8 protein-coding genes, 1 tRNA gene and 1 other RNA gene are annotated in these 5,762 nt (G+C 45.8%); 7 read left to right on the top strand and 3 right to left on the bottom strand.

Going from position 1 to position 5,762, the window contains the following annotated elements; genetic code table 11:
- Positions 1-34: 34 nt before the first annotated feature.
- Positions 35-124: transfer RNA gene (locus KNO72_RS15270), tRNA-Ser, on the top strand.
- 121 nt (positions 125-245) lie between these two features.
- Here the strand turns inward: KNO72_RS15270 and KNO72_RS15265 are convergent.
- Together KNO72_RS15265 and KNO72_RS15260 are read right to left on the bottom strand one after the other, a co-directional pair.
- Positions 246-917 carry a deoxynucleoside kinase gene (locus KNO72_RS15265; RefSeq protein WP_012727758.1) on the bottom strand — a complete coding sequence of 224 codons (672 nt, stop codon included), beginning with the start codon at positions 915-917 and terminating at the stop codon, positions 246-248.
- Positions 914-1,549, bottom strand: coding sequence for a deoxynucleoside kinase (locus KNO72_RS15260; RefSeq protein WP_012727757.1), 636 nt, complete (start codon positions 1,547-1,549; stop codon positions 914-916). The genes KNO72_RS15265 and KNO72_RS15260 overlap by 4 nt, the downstream gene beginning before the upstream one ends.
- A 121-nt stretch (positions 1,550-1,670) precedes the next feature.
- On the opposite strand from KNO72_RS15260, the gene tadA reads away from it, so the two are divergent.
- The 6 genes from tadA (at position 1,671) to KNO72_RS15230 (ending at position 5,438) form a co-directional block, all read left to right on the top strand.
- A complete protein-coding gene (gene tadA, locus KNO72_RS15255) occupies positions 1,671-2,171 on the top strand; it encodes a tRNA adenosine(34) deaminase TadA (protein ID WP_078145941.1) in 501 nt (166 codons plus the stop codon).
- A 53-nt stretch (positions 2,172-2,224) separates the two neighbouring features.
- Positions 2,225-2,492: signal recognition particle sRNA large type (gene ffs / locus KNO72_RS15250), an RNA gene on the top strand.
- A gap of 94 nt (positions 2,493-2,586) precedes the next feature.
- Complete coding sequence (gene dnaX, locus KNO72_RS15245; protein ID WP_078145940.1) at positions 2,587-4,263, top strand: DNA polymerase III subunit gamma/tau; 1,677 nt, start codon at positions 2,587-2,589, stop codon at positions 4,261-4,263.
- Between the two features lie 14 nt (positions 4,264-4,277).
- Complete coding sequence (locus tag KNO72_RS15240) at positions 4,278-4,595, top strand: YbaB/EbfC family nucleoid-associated protein (protein ID WP_012727754.1); 318 nt, start codon at positions 4,278-4,280, stop codon at positions 4,593-4,595.
- Between the two features lie 22 nt (positions 4,596-4,617).
- Entirely contained in the window at positions 4,618-5,217 is a 600-nt protein-coding gene (gene recR, locus KNO72_RS15235) for a recombination mediator RecR (RefSeq protein ID WP_012727753.1), read from the top strand.
- Entirely contained in the window at positions 5,214-5,438 is a 225-nt protein-coding gene (locus KNO72_RS15230) for a YaaL family protein (RefSeq protein ID WP_012727752.1), read from the top strand. Before recR ends, KNO72_RS15230 begins: the two co-directional genes overlap by 4 nt.
- 144 nt (positions 5,439-5,582) lie before the next feature.
- Here the strand turns inward: KNO72_RS15230 and KNO72_RS15225 are convergent.
- Positions 5,583-5,762: hypothetical protein (locus tag KNO72_RS15225; protein ID WP_214758756.1), on the bottom strand; the 180-nt coding region annotated here is incomplete at its 5' end.

Here is a 5,762-nt window from a genome sequence, read left to right as displayed (position 1 = left end):
CTCCACTTTCTTTTTTTTACACTTTTTTAGGCCTGGAGTTGTACCCAAGTCCGGCTGAAGGGGACGGACTCGAAATCCGTTAGGAGTCGCAAGGCTCGCGTGGGTTCGAATCCCACCAACTCCGCTTTCAATCGGGCATCTGCAGAGGCAGATGCATTTTTTGTATCCACAGACATAAGCGCTGTGGATTTTTTTATGCACAAAAAAGAAGGATCACGCTGTCGTTGGCGCAATCCTTCTATTGATTATCTCACTTTTGCTTCGCGCGCAATCGTGAGTTGCTTTTCGATTTTCTCAAGAATGAGTTCAACTGAATCAGGGTCGTTGATGAGGTCGTACTCTTCAATCGAGAGACGCAATACCGGACACAGGTTGAAGTTGTTGATCCATTCTGTGTAGCGGGCGTACATTTCTTCCCAATAAGCGATTGGTGTTTGCTGCTCCATCTCGCGACCGCGCATCTGAATGCGTTCGAGTACTTGTTCGAACGAACCTTCGAGATAGATTAATAGATCCGGGTGCGGGAAGAACGGTGTCAACACCATTGCCTCGAACAAACTAGAATACGTTTCGTAGTCTGTTGGTGACATCGTCCCTTTTTCATAGTGCATCTTGGCGAAGATGCCTGTATCTTCATAGATTGAACGATCTTGGATGAAGCCGCCACCGTATTGGAAGATTTTCTTCTGTTCTTTAAAACGTTCTGCCAAGAAGTAAATTTGAAGATGGAAGCTCCAACGTTCGAAATCATGATAGAATTTATCGAGGTAAGGGTTGGTATCTACTTTTTCGAGAGACGTTCGGAAATTCAATGCATCGGCTAACGAATTGGTGATCGTTGATTTCCCGATCCCAACCATTCCACCGATTGTAATGATTGTATCGTTCGGGATGTTATATTTATCAATCAGCTTCATTTTATTTGGGCTCCTTTAGTTAATTCTAATTCACGCTCAATCGTTTTTAGGACATGAGTCAAGTCGTCCGGATTGTGTACAAAGTCGAGTTCATCCCCACTGAACGAGAGAATCTTCACTTCTGGATGGGCCGCGCGATACGATTCAACAAACGTCTCATAGTCGTGAGCAAGTTGTTCGAGGTAATCACGAGACATATTCTCTTCCACTTCACGTCCACGCAAGGCGACTCGTTTCATTAATGTCTCAATGCTGGCATGTAAGTAAATGACGACATCAGGTTTCGGCATATCATGTGTCAAAATCTTATAAATCTGCTCGTACTTGTTCAAGTGTGCCGGTTTCAGCGAACGGTGAGCAAAAATCAAGTTTTTGAAAATATGATAGTCCGAAACGACGGATTGTTGCTGACTCAAGTGGTGTTTGTGAATATCATCCAACTGCTTGAATCGATTGCACAAGAAGAACATTTCCGTTTGGAAACTCCATTCTTCGATATCTTCATAAAACTTGCCGAGAAATGGGTTCTCTTCTACAATTTCATTCAGCATCTGCATCGAGAAATGCTGACTGATGATATGGGCCAGTGATGTTTTCCCGACACCAATCGGTCCTTCTACCGTTATAAACATATGATGTCATCCTCCATTATCCAAAGTGCAAGTTCCATTCTAGCACACAATACGAGCGATATGGCGAGGGATTTGATTTTCATTTTTTTTCATAGTTTTAAATAAGAAATGAGGTGAATCGATGGAACGTGATGAACGATTTATGCAATTGGCCATCGAAGAAGCAAAGAAAGCAGAAGCCATCGGCGAGGTGCCGATTGGTTGTGTGATCGTGAAGGGAGACCAGGTGATCGCAACCGGGCACAATCGTCGTGAGACGGATCGATTGGCGGCAGCACATGCCGAGATGATTGCGATTGAAACGGCCAATGAGACACTAGAGAATTGGCGATTAGAAGACTGCGAACTATACGTTACCCTTGAACCGTGCCCGATGTGTGCGGGCGCAATCGTGTTGTCTCGCGTGAAACGTGTCATTTTCGGTGCCCACGACCCGAAAGGTGGATGTTGTGGGACGTTGATGAACTTGGTGCAGGATGAGCGGTTCAATCACCAAGCCGAAGTGACAGAAAATGTTTTAGCAGAAGAATGTGGACAGCTCCTAACAGATTTCTTCCGAGCGCTTCGAGAAAGGAAGAAACAAGAACGACTCAATCAGAGAGGTTGCAACCCAATCGATTAAACAGTATAATGTAATAGCACTCGAGATAGTGCCTAATTTCATTTACCCATTTGCCGTGCTAGGTGGGGAGGTAGCGGTGCCCTGTCACTCGCAATCCGCTGTAGCGAGACTGAATCCCGATTCGAGGGAGTGCGCTGGTGTGGTCTGCCTTATGTAAGTGGCGTTGACGTCTGAGTCCTGCGCAACGGTCACCCATGAACCAGGTCAGGTCCGGAAGGAAGCAGCCTTAAGTGGTGACGTACCGTGTGCCGCAGGGGTGCTTGGGCTGAGCAAACTGCATGAGTAACGCATGTTGACGTGCTTTCAGAAATCGGTGCGCGGCAGATTTATTTTATAACTTCAATCTATGGCCCCCGGGCTGTAGATTTTTTTGTATGATGAGATAGAGAAGAACAGTAAGGAAGGAGGCGAACTCATGGCGTATCAAGCGTTATATCGTGTATATCGACCTCAATCGTTTCAAGAGGTCGTCGGTCAAGTCCATATCACACGTACGATTCAAAACGCTCTGTTAGAGGAGCGGATGTCACATGCGTACCTGTTTTCTGGCCCGCGTGGAACGGGGAAGACGAGTTTGGCGAAAATCATTGCCAAGGCAATCAACTGTGAAAGCGCGCCGACACGTGAACCATGTAACACCTGTCCGACGTGTATCGCCATCACGGAAGGGACGAGTCCCGACGTGTTTGAAATTGATGCCGCATCGAACAACGGGGTTGACGAAATTCGGGAGATTCGAGACAAAGTCAAATATCCGCCGTCCCAAGGGCGTTACAAAGTATACATCATTGATGAAGTGCATATGTTATCGACCGGTGCATTCAACGCGTTGTTAAAGACGCTTGAGGAACCACCGGCACATGCGATATTCATCTTGGCCACGACAGAACCACATAAAATTCCGGCCACGATCATTTCCCGCTGTCAGCGATTTGATGTCAAACGGCATGAAGTGAGTCAATTGCAAACGCGGATGGCCTATATTTTAAACGACCAAGACCATGACTATGACCCGGAAGCGTTGAAACTCATCGCACGTGCTGCCGATGGCGGGATGCGAGATGCCCTTAGCTTACTTGATCAGGCGCTCGCATTCAGTGATGGGCGGTTGACGGAAGAAGCGGTGTTAGAAGTCACGGGTGCCGTGACGGATGAAACGTTGCTCGACATGGCGTATGGTCTCCAGCGAAAAGAGTTAAATGCCATTTTGAGTACGCTTGAATTGATGTTACGTGAAGGGAAGGACTTGAAACGTTTCATCGAAGATTTAGTGTTCGTTCATCGGGATGCGTTACTCTTGAAAGCATCTCCACAAGCAGCTGACTTATTGGAACGTGCTCGTCCGACTGAAGAGTTTCGTCAGTTCGTCGAAGCGACTTCGACGGATGAATTGTTCCAGGTGATTGAAGAGCTCAATGATTGCCAACAGCAGATGAGGTTATCTAACCATCCGAAAGTGTTGGTGGAGTTAACATTCATCCGGATCGCGGAACAAGGTCGGACGATCAGTGAGCAAATGACACAACTACAAGATCAAGTGCGTGAACTGAGCCGTGAATTAAATGAAGTGAAGAAGAATGGTGTTGTCGTGACAGGTGGAGAAGCAGAAAAGCCGAAGTCTGCTCCGAAACGGACACAAATCCGGGTGCCGAAAGAACGGATTCGCCAACTCTTGCAACGGGCCGAACGGCAGCATTTGAATGCGATTCGCGACAGCTGGGGAGATATCATGACGAATATTCGGATACAAGACGGTCCGATTTTCGCTCTCTTCTATGAAAGTGAAGCTGTCCTTTGTGCAAGTGACACCTTACTGGTACAATTTAAAGATGGAATGACATGGCACTATGAGCAAGTGAGTTCGAATGGTCGTACGCGCGATGTGATTGAACAGGCGTTATTCGAAGTGACGGGGATTCGTCGCGAAATCATGGCGGTGCTTGAGACGGATTGGAATGAACTAAAAAATGAGTTCATCCTTCAAAAACAGGCAGAACGAACGGAACAAGTCGAAGAGCCGGAAACCGAGGATCCGCTAGTCGCACAGGCGATGGAACGTTTTGGCGATGTCGTTGAAATCGAGGAAACATAAGGGAGGCGCTCTGAATGCGTGGAATGGGAAACATGAACAACATGATGAAACAGATGCAAAAGATGCAAAAAGATATGGCGAAAGCTCAAGAGGAATTAAAAGAGTTATCGGTTGAAGGAACTGCGGGAGGCGGCATGGTGAAAGTTGTCGTCAGCGGTCATAAAGAAGTCTTAGATGTCATTATTGCGGAAGACGTTGTCGATCCGGACGATGTGGATATGTTACAAGATCTCGTCTTAGCAGCAATCAATGATGCAATGAAACAAGCGGATCAGCTTGTGAATGATAAGATGGGACGTTTCACACAAGGGATGAACCTCCCAGGCTTTTAAGTGAAGAAAGGATCGATGCGAGTTGCAATACCCTGAAGCCATTGGACGATTGATTGAGAGTTTTACGAAGTTACCTGGGATTGGACCGAAAACTGCGGTACGTTTAGCATTCCATGTATTAGATATGGAAGAAGATGATGTGTTGACGTTCGCGAAATCTCTTGTGAGTGCGAAACGTGACATAAAGTATTGTACCGTATGTGGTCACATCACGGATATTGACCCGTGTGCAATCTGCAAAGACTCACATCGGGATGAAACGGTAGTTTGTGTGGTTCAAGACTCAAGAGACGTGATTGCTATGGAGAAGATGCGGGAGTACAGAGGGAAGTATCATGTTCTTCATGGAGCCATTAGTCCAATGGAAGGGATTGGTCCAGAGGATATTAATGTTTCAAGTTTGCTGACACGTTTACAAGAGAACGAGTCGATTCAAGAAGTGATTTTAGCGACCAACCCGAACATTGAAGGGGAAGCGACTTCGATGTATTTATCGAGACTACTCAAACCGACAGGCATTCGCGTGACGCGTCTCGCCCATGGTCTACCAGTCGGTGGAGACTTGGAGTATGCGGATGAAGTGACACTATCTCGGGCGATGGAAGGTAGAAGAGAGCTATGAAATGGTTTCGTAAGTCGTTAAGAGATGATTATGATCAACGACTACTGACTGAGCTGCTAGAAGCTAAGGCTAAGTTTGAATCGAAACGTCGGATGCTTGAAGTCAGCATAGAGGACACGGGAGAGCTAGCTGCTCAAGTGAAGCAAGCGGAAGCTCTCTACTTCTTCTATTTGAAAGAAGCAAAGAAGCGAAATGTTTCGTTATCGTCTCTTCGTTCTTAAGGCGACGCCAATGGCGCGCCTTCTTTATTTTTAGTCCTATATAATGAAAGAAAAAAATCGTTTTAGTTGAACAAATGAAGTTTTTATATATTTCTCTAATCTTTTTAACAAAAAAGGTTGCGTGGTTATTATTTTACTGATATATTAATAGACGTCGCCGAGATAAGCGACGAAGAAAACAAAAAATATTTTTAAAAAGTGGTTGACCTTTCGTTCTCCACTTGGTAAGATATTTAAGTCGCCAAGAGCGGCAGACGAACTTTGAAAACTGAACGATGAGGCAAAAATAAGTTTTACCATTTTTGAATGAAGCGCAAGCTTCGT

Origin of the sequence: Exiguobacterium sp. s123, assembly GCF_018617075.1 — a bacterium.
In the GTDB taxonomy this organism is placed as follows: Bacteria; Bacillota; Bacilli; order Exiguobacteriales; family Exiguobacteriaceae; genus Exiguobacterium; species Exiguobacterium profundum.
The sequence above is the reverse complement of the archived record's forward strand: the minus strand, read 5'-3'. Positions and strand labels throughout refer to the sequence as shown.

Excerpts from the sequence above, each read along its gene's own strand:
- KNO72_RS15265 (WP_012727758.1), bottom strand. The coding sequence starts at position 917 with ATGAAGCTGATTGATAAATATAACATCCCGAACGATACAATCATTACA.
- KNO72_RS15260 (WP_012727757.1), bottom strand. The coding sequence starts at position 1,549 with ATGTTTATAACGGTAGAAGGACCGATTGGTGTCGGGAAAACATCACTG.
- tadA (WP_078145941.1), top strand. The coding sequence starts at position 1,671 with ATGGAACGTGATGAACGATTTATGCAATTGGCCATCGAAGAAGCAAAG.
- dnaX (WP_078145940.1), top strand. The coding sequence starts at position 2,587 with ATGGCGTATCAAGCGTTATATCGTGTATATCGACCTCAATCGTTTCAA.
- KNO72_RS15240 (WP_012727754.1), top strand. The coding sequence starts at position 4,278 with ATGCGTGGAATGGGAAACATGAACAACATGATGAAACAGATGCAAAAG.
- KNO72_RS15230 (WP_012727752.1), top strand. The coding sequence starts at position 5,214 with ATGAAATGGTTTCGTAAGTCGTTAAGAGATGATTATGATCAACGACTA.